We start from the raw sequence: 14,720 nt of genomic DNA on the forward strand, positions 1-14,720 counted from the left end.
CAATTGAGTCAAACGTCGCGCAAGCGTCAGCCATTTACTTTAGTCGTGGTTTCAAATTACCTTTCAGGGCATTCATCCGCTCATGCAGGCCTTGATCAAGGGATTACGATCATGCAATCGCTCGGCTTCACTTCAGTTCCGCCACTGCTCAAGTACGTGCGTCATGCCGAGCAACTGGGCATGGCCATCGAGCCTGCGCTGGCGGCGGCCGGGTTGCAGGCGCAGCAGTTGAGCGACAACAACCTGCGCCTGCCGGGTGAAGTCCATGAACGTTTGCTCGATTATTTCTGCGAACACTCGGGCGATCCGCTGTTCGGTCTGAACGCCGCGAATTTCGTCCTGCCCAATTCCTGGAGCGTGCTGGGTTACATCACCATGAACTGCGCAACCTTGGGCGATGCCATGAGCCGCATCATGCCGTTCGAAAAACTGGTGGGAGATATGGGTGTCAGTCGCGCCGAGGTAACGGGCAGCGACGTGCACCTGATCTGGACTTGCCGTTATCAGCGCCCACGCATTCGTCGGCATCTGGTGGAAAACGTGCTCGGGTCATGGCTGCAATATGCCCGGTGGATCGCCGATACGCAGCTTTCGCCGGCCGCCGTCTGGCTCGAACATGCACGACCGGTGGACACCACGCAGGATCAATACGAGCAGTTCTTCGCCTGCCCGGTGCTGTTCGACCAGCCTTATTCAGCGCTGATCGTGCCGCTGCCGTATTTGCAGTTGCCGTTGCGTCAGGCCGATGCGCATTTGCTGCGCACGCTGGAGGAGCACGCGCAGGGTTTGATGGCCACGCTGGAAGATGCGTCGCTGGAGCAACGGGTGAAAAGCATTTTGCGTCAGTTGCTCAAGGAAGGGCTCCCGCGCAAGGAGCAGGTGGCGGAGCATCTGGCGGTGTCGGTGCGCACGCTGCAACGGCAGTTGCATCAGGCGGGGACGTCGTATCAGCAGATTCTTGATGATTTGCGCCAGGAGTTGGCCGAGCATTATTTACTCAACAGCAACTTGCCGATTCAGGACATTGCGCAGTATCTGGGGTTTACCGAGCCGCGTTCGTTTCACCGCACGTTCAAGAGCCGGCGCGGGATGCCGCCGGGAGAGTTTCGGCAGATTCATAGAGGTTGACTGCACGGGCCTCTTCGCTGGCAAGCCAGCTCCCACATGATCCGAGTCGTACACAGAACCCTGTGGGAGCTGGCTTGCCAGCGAAGGCGTCGGAAGCCGCACCGAATACTTGCTTCCGGATCAGAGGCTGATCGCGTTGGTAAACACCAACCGATTGCCGAACGGGTCAGCAATGGTCATGTCCTGACTCCCCCACGGCATCGCTTGAATGCCCGGGTGCGAGAACTTGTAATCCTTGGCAACCAACTGCTGCTGAAACGCCTCCAGCTCATCGGTCTCGATGCGCAGCGCCGAACCCGGTGTGGCATCGCCATGATGTTCGGACAGATGCAGCACGCACTCGCCCCGCGACACTTGCAGGTACAGCGGGAAATTCGCCTCGAAGCGGTGCTGCCAGTCAATTTTGAAGCCAAGAAAATCGACGTAGAACTCTACAGCCTTGGCCTCATCGAAAATCCGCAGGATCGGGGTGGTTTTACCGAAGCTCATGGGGTGCTCCCTGACTGATTGGCCCAAGAGTGTAGCTGGGCTTGATGTCAGCAATTCGGCTTGTTGATGGCTTTCTTTAATTGCAATGTGCCACCACTGTGACGCACTCCGCGAAATGTCACTGAAAGCCGTCGCGCAAATCGCCTTGCCGCGCCAGAAACCGTCCAGCCCTCCGCCCATTTGCCTGCCCGTCGCGATAGCTCAACACGCCATTGATCCACACCCCGTCAATCCCCTGCGCCGCCCGCTGCGGATCATTGAAATCCGCGACATCACGCACGGTCAGCGGATCGAACAACACCAGGTCCGCCCAATGCCCTTCACGAATCTCGCCCCGCTCCTTCAACCCGAATCGCGCCGCCGACAGACCGGTCATTTTATGCACGGCGGTGTGCAACGGAAACAACCCGACGTCACGACTGAAATGCCCGAGCACTCGTGGGAACGCGCCCCACAGACGCGGATGCGGGAACGGATCTTCCGGCAGCCCGTCAGACCCGACCATCGATAGCGGATGCGCGAGGATGCGCCTGACATCGCTCTCGTCCATGCCGTAATACACCGCGCCCGCCGGTTGCAGTTTTTTCGCCGCATCGAGCAGCGGCAGATTCCATTCGGCAGCGATGTCGATCAGGTCACGCCCACCCATTTCCGGGTGCGGGGTCGACCAGGTAATGGTGATGCGATGCGTGTCGGTAACCTGCTTCAAATCCAGCGTCGAAGAGCTCGCCGCATACGGATAGCAGTCGCAACCCACCGGATGGGTTTTCGCCGCTTCTTCCAGTGACGCGAGCAATTGCGGACTCCGACCCCAGTTGCCCGCACCGGCACATTTGAGGTGGGAAATGATCACCGGGGATTTAGCATGTCGGCCAATCTGGAAAGCCTCGTCCATCGCCTCCAGCACCGGTTCGAATTCACTGCGCAAATGCGTGGCGTACACCGCGCCGAACGCCGAAAGTTCTTCGGTCAATTGCATCACTTCATCGGTCGATGCACTGAGGGCACTGGCGTAGGCCAGCCCTGTGGATAAACCCAAGGCGCCTGCCTCAAGACTTTCACGCAATTGCTCGCGCATGGCGGCAATTTCGTCAGGCGCTGCGGTGCGGAACAAATCGTCGAGGTGATTGCTGCGCAGCGCCGTGTGACCGACCAGCGCCGCGACGTTCAACGCGGTATTGGCCGCTTCGACTGCTGCGCGGTAGTCGCTGAAACGGGGATAGACGAACGCGGCGGCCGTGCCGAGCAGGTTCATCGGGTCCGGTGGATTGCCTTTCAAACTCACCGGAGACGCACTGATCCCGCAGTTGCCGACAATCACCGTGGTCACGCCTTGGCTGAGCTTGGGCAGCATCTCGGGCTGGCGGATCACCACGGTGTCGTCGTGGGTGTGCACGTCGATGAAACCCGGCGCCAGCACCCTGCCAGCGGCGTCGATTTCTTCGCTGGCGCGGGCATCGTGCAGGTCGCCGATGCGTTCGATGCGGCCATCAAGAATCGCCACATCAGCGGTGTAACCGGGCGTGTTGCTGCCATCGATGATCAGGGCATTGCGAATCAGAGTGTCGTACAGCATGTCAGTCTCCCAGCGGCAGGTGATCGTCGCCGCCACGGTATTCGTCGAGAGCGAGTTTGATCCTTCGGAGCCGCTCTTGGTTGTCTTCAGGATTAGCCAGCGCCAGTTCGGTCGCGAGCACGTCGATGGCGAGCAGCATGCCGTAGCGCGCCGCCGTCGGTTTGTAGATGAACGAGGTCTCCGCGCTTTGCAGCGGCAGGACGATGTCGGCGAGTTCGGCCAGCGGTGAATCAGCGAGAGTGATGGCGAGGATGCGCGCACCGTAGTTGCGCGCCAGTTCGACGGTCTCCAGCAGTTCCGGGGTAATGCCGGTCAGCGAGCAGACAATGAGCACCTGTTCGGCGTTCAGGCTGGCGGCGGTGACGCGCATCATCACCGCGTCATGACACACCGCAATCGGATAGCCGAGGCGCACCAGTCGCACCTGCAATTCATCGCTGCACAGCGTTGAGCAACCGCCCATGCCGAACGCATGAATCATCCGCGCCTGACCAAGCAGTTTCACTGCATCGGCGAAGCGTGATTCGTCGAATCCGGCCAGATGCTGACGCAACGTGGTTTCGATATCACCAACGATCTGCCCATAAAACGCCGACTGTTCCGGGGTGCCCGCCGGGTCGAGAAAACGGCTGCCGACGCCGCTGGCCTGGGCCAGTTGCAAGCGCAGGTCACGCAGGTCGCGGCAGCCAACCGTACGGGCGAACCGCGACAGCGTGGCGGTGCTGACTTCGGCGCGTTGCGCGAGGTCTTCGAGGCTGGCGCTCGCGGCAAAACCGACGTCGTCGAGCATCAGCCGGGCGATGCGCCCTTCGCCGGCGCTGAAGGAATCCTGACGGGCGCGGATCTGATAAAGGATGTCCATGGCGGATGGCTCCGGTTACAGCAGGTAAGAAAGTCCGACGGTCAGACCGAAAGCGACCAGCGAGATCAGCGTCTCCAGCACGGTCCAGGTCTTGAACGTCTGCGCGACCGTCATGTTGAAGTATTCCTTGATCAACCAGAAGCCGCCGTCGTTGACGTGGGAAAAGATAACCGAGCCCGCGCCGGTCGCCAGCACCAACAGTTCCGGGTGTGGATAACCCAGACCAATGGCCACCGGCGCGACAACGCCCGAAGCCGTCGTCATCGCCACGGTGGCCGAACCGGTGGCGATGCGCATCAACGCGGCGAACAACCAGCCCATGATCAACGGTGATAGATGAAATTCGTGGGCGAGGCCGACGATCTGATCGGTGACGCCAGCATCCACCAGAATCCGGTTCAAACCGCCGCCAGCGCCGACCAGTAACGTGATACTCGCGGTCGGCGCCAGGCATTCATTGGTGAATTTGAGGATCGATTCCCGGTTGAATCCCTGGGCGATACCCAGCGTCCAGAAGCTCAGCAACGTCGCCAGCAACAGCGCGATCACCGAGTTGCCGATGAACAGCAGGAATTGATTGAAACCGCTGCCCGGTGTCGAAATCAGGTTGGCCCAACCACCGATCAACATCAACACCACCGGCAACAGAATGGTCGCCATGGTGATGCCGAAACCCGGTAGTTTGTCCCGTGGTTCGCGGTCGAGAAATTGCTTTTCCAGCGGGTTATCCGCCGGCAATTGAATGCGCGGCACGATGAATTTGGCGTACAGCGGGCCGGCGATAATCGCTGTCGGAATGCCAATCGCAATCGCATAAAGCAGGGTCTGCCCGACCGATGCCTGATAGGCCTGCACCGCGAGCATTGCTGCCGGATGCGGCGGTACCAGCGCATGCACTACCGACAACCCGGCAACCATCGGCAGACCGACCATCAGAATCGACACACCAACGCGCCGCGCCACGGTAAAGGCAATCGGTACCAGCAACACAAAACCGACTTCGAAGAACAGCGGCAATCCGACCAGAAACGCGATACAGACCATCGCCCAGTGCGCGTTTTTCTCACCGAATTTATCGATCAAGGTCCGCGCCATCTGCTCGGCGCCACCGGACTCGGCCATCATCTTGCCGAGCATCGTCCCCAACGCCACCACCAGCGCAATGTGCCCCAGCGTCTTGCCGACCCCCGCCTCATAAGCACCGACCACACCTGACGGCGGCATCCCGGCAACCAGCGCCAGACCGATGGAAATCAGGGTGATGACAATGAACGGATTGAGTCGGTAACGCGCGATCAGCACGATCAGCGCGATGATAGCCACGGCGGCATAAACCAGCAGCCAATAGCCGAAGGACGGTGTCATGCGGTACTCCTCGAAAGGGTCACGTTCGAATGGGTTGTGAAACTCATAAATCATTTCGAGATCGAGTTTTCAAACGCCATGAAAGTAATTTTCGTGGAGAGACAAGGTTTGTCGCGGATAGATATGTCTTGTCGCGATTAATGAAAATCGATGGGCGGGATTTACATACATTTCGACCGAACGCATAACCACTGTAGGAGTGAGCCTGCTCGCGATAGCGCCATGTCAGTCAACATCTTCATCGGCTGACAGACCGCTATCGCGAGCAGGCTCACTCCTACAGGTTTTGTGGTGTTTACACGGGCGGTGTTTGGCTCACACCATTTCGTTACGAATCCATTCAACCACCGACGTACGTTTCGGCGCCCAGCCCAGCAGCTCGCGGGCGTGTTTGCCGCGTACGCGGCTGTTGGAGCCGAGGCCGTAGTTGGCCATTTCGTAGCCCCATTCGGCTTCCGCGTCTTTCAGTGGCCAGTCTTGTGGCTCGCCGAGGTTCAGGGTCTGGGCCATGGCGGTGGTCATGTCGATGAACGACGCTTCGCCGCTTTCGACGAAGTAGAACGTGCCCGGAACGTTTTTGGTCAGCGCCAGCAAATACAGGGCGACGACGTCTTCGATGTGTACGTTGGACCAGATGTTCTGGCCGCTGCAGACATGCCGGACCACGCCGCTTTTACGCGCCTGTTTCAGCAGACGCGGCAACTGCACGCTGTCGCGATTGACCCCGAGGCTGTGGCCGTAGATCAGCGTGTTACAGATGACTGCCGAGTTCACGCCGTCCTTCGCCGCCGCGAGGATCAGGTTGTCGATAGCCACACGGGCGGCTTTGTCGACAGTCGGTTCAGGCAGGTTGTCTTCGTAGTAGATGACGTCGCTGGATTTACCGCCCGACGCATCACCGACGATGCTCGAACCGCTGGTGTGCAGGAACACTTTGTTCGAACCGCGCAAGGCGTCGAGCAAGGCTTCGACCGCGCCGCGATGGTCGCTGCTGGCGGCGTTGATCACCGCGTCTGCGGCGCGGGCCTGTTCAGTGAGCAGGTTTTTGTCATCGAGGGTGCCGATAACCGGGGTGATACCGAGTGCTTTCAGCTCTTCAGCCTGTTCGGCGCTGCGCACCAGGCCGGTGACTTTATGCCCGGCCTGAACCAGACCGGTGGCGATCGAGCCGCCGATAAAACCGGCGGCGCCGGTGACGAATACGTTCATGGAGAAACTCCCTGCGTGAGTAAGTGATGGGACGAGTATCGACCGCTGAACGCGAGGGAAAAACCCGCCCTCGCCCAATTCACTCTTGCGCAGAGGTCACGAATCAGCCCTTGAAATCGGCGCTGGCGTAAGCCGCGAGTTTGCTCTGGATGAAGTCGAGGAAGCACTGAATCCGCAGCGCCAGTTGCGAGTTACGGTAGTAGACGGCGTTGATCGGCTGGCGATAACCGCTGTTGAACTCCGCCAGCAACACCTTCAAGCGCCCGGCACGAATGTCGTCGATGGTCATGAAATGCGACAGGCAGGCAATACCCTGCCCCTCCAGCGCCAGATGCCGCACGGTCTCGCCGCTGGAGGCGCTGATGGCTGGCGTAACCGGCCAACGGTCGCCGTGCACATAACGCAGCGGCCACTGGTTGAGGCCATCGTTCTGAGTGAAGCCGAGCAAGGTGTGTTGATTGAGGTCGGCCACGGCCAGCGGCGCACCGTGTTTTTCCAGATAGGCCGGGCTGGCGACGATCAGCAACGGACTGCAACCCAGCGAACGCGCATGCAGCGTCGAATCGGCCAGAGTGCCGATGCGGATGGCGACGTCGGTGCTTTGTTCCAGCAGATCAATGATCAGGTCGTTACTGTTGAGTTCGAGCTGGATGTCCGGGTAGAGCCGGCGGAATTCGTCGATGTACGGCACGACGGCGTGCAGCATGAACGGCGAAGCGGCGTTGATCCGCAGGCGTCCGGAAGGGGTTTGCTGGCGTGAGGACAGACGCTCTTCGAGTTGGTCCATCTGATCGAGGATCAGCTTGGCCTGTTCGAAGAAATACTTGCCCTCTTCGGTCAGGTCCATGCGCCGCGTGGTGCGGTTGATCAGCGTCGTGTCGAGCTTGGCTTCGAGCCGTGACAAGGTACGGCTGACCGCCGAGGGCGTCTGCCCGACCTGCTCGGCAGCGGCGGAGATCGAACCGCACTCGATCACACAGACGAAAATCTGCAACTCATCGGATCTGGCTTTCACGGGTGTCCCTTTTCAATAGCCGGCACCATTCCATTGTGGAGAGTGTAGGTACTTGTGGCGAGGGGATTTATCCCCGTTGGGGTGCGAAGCGGCCCCGCGCTGGACTTTTCAGGGAGGGGACTGCTGCGCAGTCCAACGGGGATAAATCCCCTCGCCACGGTAAATCTCCTTATCCCGGCAAACCAAATCAAGCCTTGAGGCCAAACACCTCGGTCAGATGCTGCTCATAACGCGCCACATCATTCTCGATGTTCGGACGCTTCATCACGTCCACACACAGAAACGTCGGCAACCCGCTCATGCCCAGAAACTCATTGGCTTTATGGAACGGGAAGTACACCGCATCCACACCTTTGGCTTCAAAGAAATCAGTCGGGTCATCGAAGGCTTGCTGCGGCGCGTTCCAGGTCAGCGACAACATGTATTGCTTGCCCTGAATCAAACCACCGCTGCCGTACTTCTGCGACGCATCGGAACGGGTACGACCATCGCTGGCGTAGAGGCTGCCGTGGCCTTCGGTAAAGACTTCGTCGAGGTACTTTTTTACCGTCCACGGCGCGCCCATCCACCAGCCCGGCATCTGATAAATGATCACGTCGGCCCAGAGAAACCTGGCGACTTCTTCGGCGACGTCATAGCCCTCGTCGATGAAGGTGGTTTTGACGTCGACGCCGCCGCGATCCAGCACGCTCAGCGCCGCTTCGTGCAGGGTGGCGTTGTAGCGACCGTCGGAGTGGGCGAATTTTTTACCGCCATTGAGCAACAGGACTTTTTTCACGGGAGAGCCTCGATCGGATTCCGATGCGCAGCCATTGGCTGGATGGAGAAGGGAAAATTGAATGGCGGCAGATTAACGATCGGTCTCGCGCGGAATAAGCCGTGGTTGCGCAAAATACATTTGAGCAAAACGCACGAATCGACAGCGGATTGTTGCCGTAGCATCCGCAGCCATCTGATCTTGAGGAGTTTTGCGATGAGTGATCGTCTGGGTTTTATCCTGCACGCCAAGACCCGCCCGGAAAAATCCGCGGCCTTCGAAGAACTGTTCCGCGCCTACGTTGAGCCCAGCCGCAGCGAACCCGGCTGCATCGAATACCACATGCTGCGCGACCAGGAAGATCCGTCGCTGTTTATCTTCTACGAGATCTGGGCATCCCAGGCGCATCTCGATGTGCATTCGAACCTGCCGCACATGAAGGCGTTTTTCGCCGAGCGCATGGACTATCTGGAGCGCGATTTCGATATCCGTCAGGTCGACATGCTCAGCGCGTCTTCCGCTAACCGCTGATCAGCAGATGGGCGCCGAGCGCGCCCAGACCGACAAAGAACACTCGCTTGAACAACACCGCGCTGATTCGCTGACGCAACCATTGCCCGAATAGCATGCCGAGCACGGCCGGAATCAGCGCCAGCAACGAGGCGCTCAATTCCGCACTGCCGAGAGCGCCGCGCCAGAGCAAGCCGCCGGCCAGTGCCAAGGTCGAGACGGTGAACGACAGGCCCAAGGCTTGCACCAGTTCATCGCGATTCAAACCCAGCGCCTGCATGTACGGCACTGCCGGGATTACGAAAACGCCAGTGGCCGAGGTGATGACGCCGGTCACCACACCGCACAGCGGACCGAGCCACGGTTCATGCCGAGGATTGACGCTCAGTGTCGGCAGAAACAATCCGCTCAACGCATACAGCAAAAGTGCCGCGCCCAGCGCCCGAACCACCCAATGCCCGCCTGCCATGCCGATCCAGAGAGTGCCAATAGCGGTGCCGAGGAAGATCATCAGCAGCATCGGCCACAGGCGTTTGATCAGTCCCTTCAGATGACCGCCAAACGCCAGTTGCCAGATATTGGTCAGCGTCGCCGGAATGATCAGTAATGCAGCTGCCTGTGACGGTGCCATAGCCAGACCGAGCAAGCCCATGGCGACAGTGGGCAGGCCGAGGCCGATGATGCCTTTGATCATTCCGGCGAGGATGAAGGTGGCGATGACCAGCAGAGACAAGGCCAAGCCTAGGTTTTGATAGAAATCTGCGAGTGTGTTCATGGCACTACTGTGCGCTGGTCGGGGCTGGCTGAAAATCTGCCATATACTGAGGCTGCCTCTCTCATGGCAAGAGGCTGAAAAAATTTTGAGACTACTGGCTTCATCGCCAGCAGGCTGGCTCCCACAGGTTTCGCACTCACCGCCGATCCACTGTGGGAGCTAGCCTGCTAGCGATAGGGCCAGCCCAGACACCGCAAAAACCAGAGGCTGCCCGATGCACTTCGACCTCACCGACCTGCGCCTCTATCTGCATATCCTCGACACCGGCAATATCACCGCCGGCGCCGCCCGCAGTCACTTGTCACTCGCCGCCGCCAGCGCGCGCATCCGTGCGATGGAAGCTTCGCTGGGTACTGAATTTCTGCAACGTGGCCGCCGTGGCGTCACCCCCACTCCCGCCGGCAAAGCACTGGCGCACCACGCACGCATCCTCCTGCAACAGGCCGATCGCATGCAGCAGGATCTGGCCGATTACGCCCAAGGCGTCAAAGGTCAGGTTCGGCTGCTGTGCAACACCACGGCGATCACCGAATACCTGCCCGAAGTGCTGGCGGACTTTCTGCGCTTGCACCCCAATCTCGATATCGATTTGCAGGAACTGCCCAGCGCGCGCATCACCCATGCTTTGCGTCAGGGTGCAGCAGATCTCGGTATCGTCTCCGACGCGGTGGACACCAACGGCCTGCAAACCCGCTTCTTTCGCGATGATCCTCTGGTACTGATTCTGCCGCCGGCTCATCCGCTGGCCGGACAATCCTCGCTGACCTTCAGTGAAACCCTCGCCCATGACTACGTGGCGCTGGGTGCCAACAGCGCGCTGGCGATTCATCTGGAGGAGCAGGCGTTGCACATCGGTCAACGCATGTCGATCCGGATACGCACGGATGGATTCGACGGTGTAATGCGCATGGTTGCCCGAGGTGCGGGGCTGGCCATCGTGCCGAAAGTTGCCATCGAACGCTGGTCATCGGTGCACGCAGTGATTTGCCGGCCGCTCGACGAAGTCTGGGCGAATCGCACCTTGCAACTCAGTGCGCGGGATTTCGAACAGTTGCCCGGTTACGCCCGTGCGTTGCTCGACGCACTGACGCCTTGACTCTACCGCTAGGGGCAGACTCTATCCTGTGAACTTCATTTCAGGAGTACACAAAATGAGCAAACGAATGCTCGTGATTCTGGGCCACCCCTCCACCGACAGCTTTTGCGGAGCACTGAGCGAAACCTATGTCCAGGCGGCCAAAGATGCCGGGCATGACGTACGGCTGCTGCGTCTGGATGCGCTGGATTTCGACCCGGTTCTGCACGAGGGTTACAACAAGGTGCAGCCGCTGGAACCGGATTTGCTGCAGGCACAGGCCGATATCACCTGGGCCGAACACCTGACCTTTGTGTATCCGATCTGGTGGGGAGGTATTCCGGCACTGCTCAAAGGCTTCGTCGACCGGATCTTCCTCCCGGGTTTTGCTTTCAAGTATCGCGAAGGCAAAGCCTTCCCGGACAAGCTGCTCAAGGGGCGCACCGCGCATTTGCTGGTGACCATGGACACGCCGTACTGGTATTACAAATGGTTCTACGGCATGCCGGGGCTGCATCAAATGCGCAAGACCACTCTGGAATTCTGCGGGATCAAACCACTGAAAACACTGACCTTCGGGCCAATGCTTGGCTCCAAGCCAAACCAGCGCGATGCGTGGCTGGAACAGGCGCGCGCGACCGCGGCCGGCTAAGGCTTTTCTGCTGGTCAAACTGACGGCGCACGAACGGCCGTCAGTCCATCTCCGGGCCTTCCCACGGGTCCGTCCGTCGCTTGTGCGCGTCATTTACGCGCAGTTGCAATTCTCTGATGATATTGGACATATAATCGGCACCGATCCGGCATGACGCCTGATCGCGCTACGCCCTGTTTGATCATTGAGACGGATCTTTATGTATATCGGCAAAGCCGCCCAGCTGTCGGGCACCACAGTCAAAAGCATTCGCCATTACGAAGAAATCGGCCTGTTGCCCGAGCCCAAGCGTGAAGGTAAATACCGCATCTATAGCCAGCAAAGTGTCGAAGTGTTGACGTTCATCAAGTGCGCCCAGCAACTGGGTTTCAAGCTCAAGGAGCTGCAGGTGATCCTCAATAACTACCGCGGCGACGAGTTCCCGTGGGACATGGCGCAAAGAGCAATTGCCGAAAAAAAAGCCGAACTGATGGCTCAGATCGGCGATTTGCAGCAGTTGCACGACGGGCTCCAGGCGTTTGAAAACAATCTCAACGATGCCCGACAGGAATGTCAGTTCGAGCGCATTGCCCGCTATGGCGAAAAAAACCCGGGCAATACACTGAACTGAAAATACTCCTGCGCCGGATGACCGGGCTCGCCTGCCGTATCAGGGCATACAAGCCGGGTCGTCAACGAATCAGCCCGGCACCGGTTTCCCTTCTGCATGCGACGGTTGAGACGGCGAAGCCACCGGAACAATCGCCGCAAAGAACCACGGCGATACCAGCGTCACCAGCACGATAGTCATGACTCCGCTGGAAAACAGCGCCATCGCCACCAGTGCGCCCAGATCGACAATCGGCTTGAAGTCGGAAAACAGCAACGCCATGAAGCCCACGGAAAAGATCACTACGTTGATCACCGTCGAGCGGCCAACGCTGTGCATTGCCTGCAAAATCGCTGCGTCGATTTCAATGCCCTGCTGCACCAGCAACTTGATGCGTGACAGCAGGTGCACGGCGTAATCGACCACCCCGACCACCAGGAACGTCACCAGTGTCGTGCCGATGTTCAGTTCGATGCCGAACAGAAACATGAAACCGTAGACCGTCACCGACGTGGTCAACAAAGTCAGCATGCCGAGTACGCCCAGCCGTACCGATTTGAGCCAGTACATCATCATCAGCGTAACGACCAGCAACGCCAGGGAAAAACTCAGCACCTGGCCTTGAGTGATTTCCTGCAAGACGCCGGTCCAGATCAACGGCGTACCGGCATGTGTCACTTCCAGGTTTGCCGGTTTGTTGACCAGCAGCCACGCATCGAGGCGATCAAGCATGCCCTGATAGTCGCTGGCGACCGACGAGGTCATCGTGTAAAGGGTCAATGCCTTGGAGAAGTCAGCGTTGAGCACGTTGTTCAGGTCAGAGCCGCCACCGTTTTCGAACAACATCACATGCTGTTCGATAAGCGAATTACCCGGCACTTCGAAGCGCTCGATCTGCCCTTCGTCATTGACCGACGTGACCTTCTCCAGCGCGTTCGGCACGCGCAGATAGTCAGGATTCATGTCGTTGAGCACCAGGTTCATGCGCTTGACGTAAGTCGCCAGGGAATAGCCATAACTGACGTTCGGTTGTTGCTTGATGAAGTGGTCGAGTTTGTCGATGAACTGCACCACCTCTGTCGTCAGTACCCCGCGCGGTTCTTTGCTGTCGATAGCGATCCAGCCCGGTGCAGTGCCGGCAACCCGCGCGTGGTTGATGAATTGATCGGAGACGCGAATATGGCTTTCAGGCTTGAAGTAAGCGATGCCGGAGTCTTCGATGTCGACGCGAAAAGTGAACACCGTGGCCAGCGCGAGCACTGGCAGCATGCCCATGAGGATCGGTTTGCGAAAGCGGATCATCCAGGCACAGAACGCGACCAGATAGTGCGAGATGATCGATTCCTTGTGCACGACAGCCTTGGCTTGCGCAGGCTGATCCTTGCCCCAGAGCGAGATCCATGCAGGGATCAACAATAACGAAATGATCAGAGCCGCCGTCAAGCCAATGGACATGAACACGCCGAAATTGCGGATGCTGACAATGTTGTTGGTGGTGGAAATCATGAACGTGGCGATGGTCGTCACGGTGGTCAAGACCACCGGCACCACCATCAACCGCTGGGTTTCGCGGTTGGCCTCACGATTGCTCTTGCCGGCGTTTTTCTGCTCGTAATATTCAGCCATCACATGGATCGCATCCGAGCAGCAAATGGTGAACAGGAACACCGGCAGCACACTGGTCAACAGGTCGAACGGCACCCGCAACAGCGCCATCAGGCCCAATGTCCAAATGGTACAGAACAGAATATTGAACAGCGGCAGCAGCACGCCCAGCGGTTTGCGGAAGAAGAAAATCAGCAGCAGGGTAATCAGCAAAAACACGATCGGAAACAGCACGGCGAGGTCGTGATCGATGATTTCCTGCTGCGCGGCAATGAAGATCGGCATGCCGGCAATGAAGATTTCGTCCTTGTACTCCGGGTGCTCCGCCTGATACTGCGCAACGATACCGCGCACGATCTGATAAGCGCGCAGTTGCGCTTGTGCATCGTCTTGCTTGGTCCCGAGTTCGGCCACCAGCATTGCGACTTTCTTGTCCTTTGAAACCACCCCGTCGACCATCAGCTCGTTGCCCATGATCTGCGACTCGACCATCGCCGGGTCCATGTCGTAGGCGTTGAGGGTCTTGTGGATCAGCAACTCGCCATCATCGGTCAGAACGATGTTTTCCAGATCGCCCATCGAGGCCATTTCGCGGATCGGGTTGATCCGCTCGGCAAGAAAGGTCAGGAACAACTGATCGTGGGAGTCCCAGTTCTGAGCCTGAGCATGATCACGCAAGGCCTTGGCGTTGGCGTAATCGTTCTGCGTAAAACCATCTTCCAGAATGTCCCGGGTCAGCAACTGCGCACGGCTGTCGTCCGGATGTCGGGCGACGATCTGCGCCAACTGCTCCTTGTCGGCATCGTTGGCCAGAATCATCTTGCGCACCGACTGCGACATCGAGAACAGCGCGTTGAGTGTCGGCTTGTTGAATACCGTCTGCGGGTTGTTCAGCGCCACCATCACCGAGTCGAACGTGCCGGTGAACTCACCCTGCAAATCGATGATGGTCTTGCGCGCCGCGTGGCTTTCCTTAAGCAGATAAGGATTGGTGTCGGACACCAGCGCGCCCAGCGTATAGGTGAAATACGCCGTAATCGCCACCAGCAGGAAAACAATCGCCCGCGCATAGCGCTCGACGAAATTCAGATATCTTTCCATGATCATGCGTTC

The 14,720-nt window shown here is 58.8% G+C and carries 14 protein-coding genes; 5 read left to right on the top strand and 9 right to left on the bottom strand.

What is annotated here, in order from left to right:
* Positions 1-111: 111 nt before the first annotated feature.
* A complete protein-coding gene (gene gliR, locus ACTWLJ_RS03245) occupies positions 112-1,128 on the top strand; it encodes an AraC family transcriptional regulator GliR (RefSeq protein ID WP_445179843.1) in 1,017 nt (338 codons plus the stop codon).
* A 120-nt stretch (positions 1,129-1,248) separates the two neighbouring features.
* Here the strand turns inward: gliR and ACTWLJ_RS03250 are convergent, their stop codons facing one another.
* The 7 genes from ACTWLJ_RS03250 to ACTWLJ_RS03280 form a co-directional block, all read right to left on the bottom strand.
* A complete protein-coding gene (locus tag ACTWLJ_RS03250; RefSeq protein ID WP_401216422.1) occupies positions 1,249-1,617 on the bottom strand; it encodes a glyoxalase superfamily protein in 369 nt (122 codons plus the stop codon).
* A gap of 118 nt (positions 1,618-1,735) precedes the next feature.
* Positions 1,736-3,193, bottom strand: coding sequence for an N-acyl-D-amino-acid deacylase family protein (locus ACTWLJ_RS03255; RefSeq protein ID WP_445179844.1), 1,458 nt, complete (start codon positions 3,191-3,193; stop codon positions 1,736-1,738).
* Position 3,194: 1 nt separating this feature from the next.
* Complete coding sequence (locus ACTWLJ_RS03260) at positions 3,195-4,055, bottom strand: MurR/RpiR family transcriptional regulator (protein ID WP_445179845.1); 861 nt, start codon at positions 4,053-4,055, stop codon at positions 3,195-3,197.
* A 15-nt stretch (positions 4,056-4,070) separates the two neighbouring features.
* Positions 4,071-5,420: a GntP family permease gene (locus ACTWLJ_RS03265; protein ID WP_166220365.1), complete on the bottom strand. Its 1,350-nt coding sequence runs from the start codon at positions 5,418-5,420 to the stop codon at positions 4,071-4,073.
* 315 nt (positions 5,421-5,735) lie between these two features.
* Positions 5,736-6,629, bottom strand: coding sequence for an NAD-dependent epimerase/dehydratase family protein (locus ACTWLJ_RS03270; RefSeq protein ID WP_445179846.1), 894 nt, complete (start codon positions 6,627-6,629; stop codon positions 5,736-5,738).
* A 103-nt stretch (positions 6,630-6,732) separates the two neighbouring features.
* Complete coding sequence (locus tag ACTWLJ_RS03275) at positions 6,733-7,644, bottom strand: LysR substrate-binding domain-containing protein (RefSeq protein ID WP_445179847.1); 912 nt, start codon at positions 7,642-7,644, stop codon at positions 6,733-6,735.
* Positions 7,645-7,831: 187 nt separating this feature from the next.
* Positions 7,832-8,422: an NAD(P)H-dependent oxidoreductase gene (locus ACTWLJ_RS03280; protein ID WP_445179848.1), complete on the bottom strand. Its 591-nt coding sequence runs from the start codon at positions 8,420-8,422 to the stop codon at positions 7,832-7,834.
* Positions 8,423-8,617: 195 nt separating this feature from the next.
* On the opposite strand from ACTWLJ_RS03280, the gene ACTWLJ_RS03285 reads away from it, so the two are divergent.
* The gene (locus ACTWLJ_RS03285; protein WP_445179849.1) at positions 8,618-8,932 is read left to right on the top strand and encodes a putative quinol monooxygenase; all 315 of its coding nucleotides are present in this window, start codon (positions 8,618-8,620) and stop codon (positions 8,930-8,932) included.
* On the opposite strand, the gene ACTWLJ_RS03290 is transcribed toward ACTWLJ_RS03285, so the two are convergent.
* On the bottom strand, positions 8,922-9,686 hold the full coding sequence (locus tag ACTWLJ_RS03290; protein WP_445179850.1) for a sulfite exporter TauE/SafE family protein: 765 nt from the start codon (positions 9,684-9,686) through the stop codon (positions 8,922-8,924). The genes ACTWLJ_RS03285 and ACTWLJ_RS03290 overlap by 11 nt on opposite strands.
* Positions 9,687-9,900: 214 nt before the next feature.
* Between ACTWLJ_RS03290 and ACTWLJ_RS03295 the strand changes: the two genes are divergently transcribed.
* From ACTWLJ_RS03295 to ACTWLJ_RS03305, 3 genes are all read left to right on the top strand, one after another.
* Positions 9,901-10,782 carry a LysR family transcriptional regulator gene (locus tag ACTWLJ_RS03295; RefSeq protein WP_445179851.1) on the top strand — a complete coding sequence of 294 codons (882 nt, stop codon included), beginning with the start codon at positions 9,901-9,903 and terminating at the stop codon, positions 10,780-10,782.
* A gap of 55 nt (positions 10,783-10,837) precedes the next feature.
* A complete protein-coding gene (locus ACTWLJ_RS03300; RefSeq protein ID WP_445179852.1) occupies positions 10,838-11,413 on the top strand; it encodes an NAD(P)H-dependent oxidoreductase in 576 nt (191 codons plus the stop codon).
* 199 nt (positions 11,414-11,612) lie between these two features.
* Positions 11,613-12,023: a MerR family transcriptional regulator gene (locus tag ACTWLJ_RS03305; protein WP_445179853.1), complete on the top strand. Its 411-nt coding sequence runs from the start codon at positions 11,613-11,615 to the stop codon at positions 12,021-12,023.
* Between the two features lie 69 nt (positions 12,024-12,092).
* Here ACTWLJ_RS03305 and ACTWLJ_RS03310 read toward each other — a convergent pair whose 3' ends face one another.
* Positions 12,093-14,708, bottom strand: coding sequence for an efflux RND transporter permease subunit (locus tag ACTWLJ_RS03310; protein ID WP_445179854.1), 2,616 nt, complete (start codon positions 14,706-14,708; stop codon positions 12,093-12,095).
* Positions 14,709-14,720 lie beyond the last annotated feature (12 nt).

It is taken from the genome of Pseudomonas sp. McL0111, from assembly GCF_052567255.1.